Here is a 2841-nt window from a genome sequence, read left to right as displayed (position 1 = left end):
CCACGTGCGCGCGGGCCGCCCGCCGCCCCGCCTGCCGCAGGTCGACCCCGACGCCATCGAGTCGCGCCGCGCCTCGCTGCCGCGCGCGCAGCAGGACGTCCGCCTCGCCGCGCGCGCGGCGCTGAACCTCAACCTGGGCCTCGACCTGCCATGAGATCGGAGTCCGCTTATGTGGGCGTGAACACCGCCCGGCACGCTCGATAAAAGGAGACCAGCCATGCCCGAGTACCTTGCTCCCGGCGTCTATGTCGAGGAAACCAGCTTCCGCGCCAAGTCCATCGAGGGCGTGGGCACCAGCACCACCGCCTTCGTCGGTCCGACGCGCAAGGGCCCCTTCCGTGTCGACGCCAACGACCAGGAGGTGCCCGAGCTGCTGACCAGCTTCGGCGATTTCGAACGCATCTACGGCGGCATCGGGGACTTCGGCTTCAGCCCGGCCACCAACTACCTCGCGCACGCCGTGCGCGCCTTCTTCAACGAGGGCGGCTCCCGCCTCTACGTTTCGCGGGTCGTGGGCAGCGGCGCGGCGACGGCCTCCGGCGCGGTCACCGCGGAAGGCACCGCCGCCGCGGACGCGGTGGCCTTCGTGGCGCGCTTCCCGGGCGCGATCGGCAACGGCCGCGTCGTGGTGCGCGAGGTGCTCGCCCCGGCGGCGCTCACCGCCATGAACAACGCCCCCGCAGGCAGCCTGTTGCTCACCGGCAGCGGCGCGGCGGCGGCCTGGCACCTCAAGGTCGGCGCCACCTGGCACCCGGCGGGCAGCCCCGCGGACGCCGCCGAGGACGCCGCCACCCTCGCCGCCGCCACGCCGCGAATCGCCACGCTGCTGGTGGTGGCGATCGACGGCGACGGCGAGGACCTCAGCCACGAAGGCCTCGGCTTCGACCGCAGCCATCCCGCCTGGGTGGGCCACGTGATGGCGGCCGAGCCCGGCCGGCGCGCCGACCACCTGCAGAACCTCTATGCGATCGCCGTCGGCGCCAACGTCGGCGCGCTGGCGCTGCGCGAGGCGCTCTTCGCCGGCGCCGGCGTCAATGCCGCGGGCGAGCTCGAGCGCAGCTTCGCGCTCTCCGGCGGCAGCGACGGCGCGGCACCGGGCACGGCCGCCTACGCGCTCGCGCTCGGCGAGCTCGCCGGGCTGGAGGACATCTCGATCGTCGCGGCGCCGGGCAGCTCGGCCTACCCCGACGCGCAGGCGGTCGCCAACCTGCTGATCTCGCATGCCGAGGCGCGCCGCGCCTATCGCATCGCCGTGCTCGACCTGCCCCCCGACCAGCTGCCGGGCGAGGCACGCACGCTGCGCGGCCTCATCGACTCGCGCTACGCCGCGGTGTACTACCCCTGGGTCGTCGTCTCGAACCCGCTCGCCCGTCCGGGCCGCGAGGACATCCCGCGCGAGCTCGCGCTGCCGCCCTCGGGCTTCGTGTGCGGCATCTACGCCCGCAACGACGTCGAGCGCGGGGTGTGGAAGGCGCCCGCCAACGAGGTCGTGCGCGGGGCGTTGCGCTTCGAGCTCGACATCAACTTCGCCCAGCAGGAGATGCTCAACCCGATCGGCGTGAACTGCCTGCGCTACCTGTCGGGGCGGGGTTTTCGCGTGTGGGGCGCGCGCCTGGCCTCGTCCGACCCGGAGTGGAAGTACGTCAACGTGCGGCGCTACTTCAACTACCTGGAGTCCTCGATCGACCGCGGCACGCAGTGGGCGGTGTTCGAGCCCAACGGCGAGCGCCTGTGGGCCAACGTGCGCCAGACGATCGCCGACTTCCTCTACAACGAGTGGCGCAACGGCGCGCTGCTCGGCACCAAGACCGAGGAAGCCTTCTTCGTGCGCTGCGACCGCAGCACCATGACCCAGAACGACCTCGACAACGGTCGCCTGGTGTGCCTGATCGGCGTGGCGGTGATCAAGCCGGCCGAGTTCGTCATCTTCCGCATCGGCCAGAAGACGGCCGACGCCCGTGCCTGATCGAGGGGGACTGAATCATGGCTGAACGCATCACGCCCTACGGCGCCTTCAACTTCATCGTCAACTTCGACGGCGGCGAGGAGTTCGGCGGCTTCTCCGACGTGTCGGGCATCGGTACCGAGGTCACGGTCGCCGAATACCGCGCCGGCAACGACAAGGAAAACCACGTGCGCAAGGTCGCCGGCATCCACAAGGTCAGCGACGTCACCTGCAAGCGCGGCATCGTCAACTTCGACAGCCTGTGGGCGTGGATCGAGCAGACCCGCAGCGACGGCCCGGCGGCGCAGAAGACGATCGCCATCACGCTCATGGACGAGGCGCGCAACCCGGTGCGCACCTGGCTGCTGCGCGGCTGCATCCCGATGAAGTACACCGGCCCCACGCTGGCCGGCAAGGGCGGCGGCGACGTGGCCATGGAAGAGATCGTGCTGTCGGCCGAAGGCTTCGAGATCCAGGCCTGAGGCTGCCCCAGCCATCCGGACACCGACCATGAGAGGCCTCGACTTCGAACGCGCGGCGCAGGCGCAGCGACCGGACCCGAACCGGGTCGACATCGCCTGCTTCGTCGGCTTCGTCGCCCGTCGCGAAGGCGCGCTGCCTGCGGCGGTGCGCGCGGAGCTGGCGCGCGCGCGCTGGACCGATGGCCCGTGGGCACGCCCCGCCGCCGAGCTCGAGACCCTGCTGCAGCTGCCGGTGACGGTGGACAACTGGACGGCCTTCGACGCGCTCTTCGCCTGGGAGACGCGCCCGCTCGGCACCGCCGCGGGGCGCTGCGCCAGCACGCTGGGTGCCGCCGTGCGCCGCTTCTTCGCCTGCGGCGGCCGCCGCGCGGTGATCGTGCGCTGCGGCGACCCCTGGCCCCACCTCGAAGCCGC

General features: G+C 72.2%; 3 protein-coding genes. All 3 read left to right on the top strand.

Annotation, left to right across the window (positions count from 1 at the left end; genetic code table 11):
- The first annotated feature begins 217 nt into the window (after positions 1-217).
- Positions 218-1966: a phage tail sheath family protein gene (locus C667_RS21840; RefSeq protein ID WP_004384930.1), complete on the top strand. Its 1749-nt coding sequence runs from the start codon at positions 218-220 to the stop codon at positions 1964-1966.
- 17 nt (positions 1967-1983) lie between these two features.
- The gene (locus C667_RS21835) at positions 1984-2427 is read left to right on the top strand and encodes a phage tail protein (RefSeq protein ID WP_004384929.1); all 444 of its coding nucleotides are present in this window, start codon (positions 1984-1986) and stop codon (positions 2425-2427) included.
- Between the two features lie 28 nt (positions 2428-2455).
- A partial coding sequence (locus tag C667_RS21830; protein ID WP_004384928.1) for a hypothetical protein occupies positions 2456-2841 on the top strand: 386 nt, incomplete at its 3' end.

Source organism: Thauera phenylacetica B4P, from assembly GCF_000310225.1.
GTDB lineage: Bacteria > Pseudomonadota > Gammaproteobacteria > Burkholderiales > Rhodocyclaceae > Thauera > Thauera phenylacetica.
Note: the sequence above shows the minus strand (reverse complement) of the source record. Positions and strands in the feature narration are given on the sequence as shown.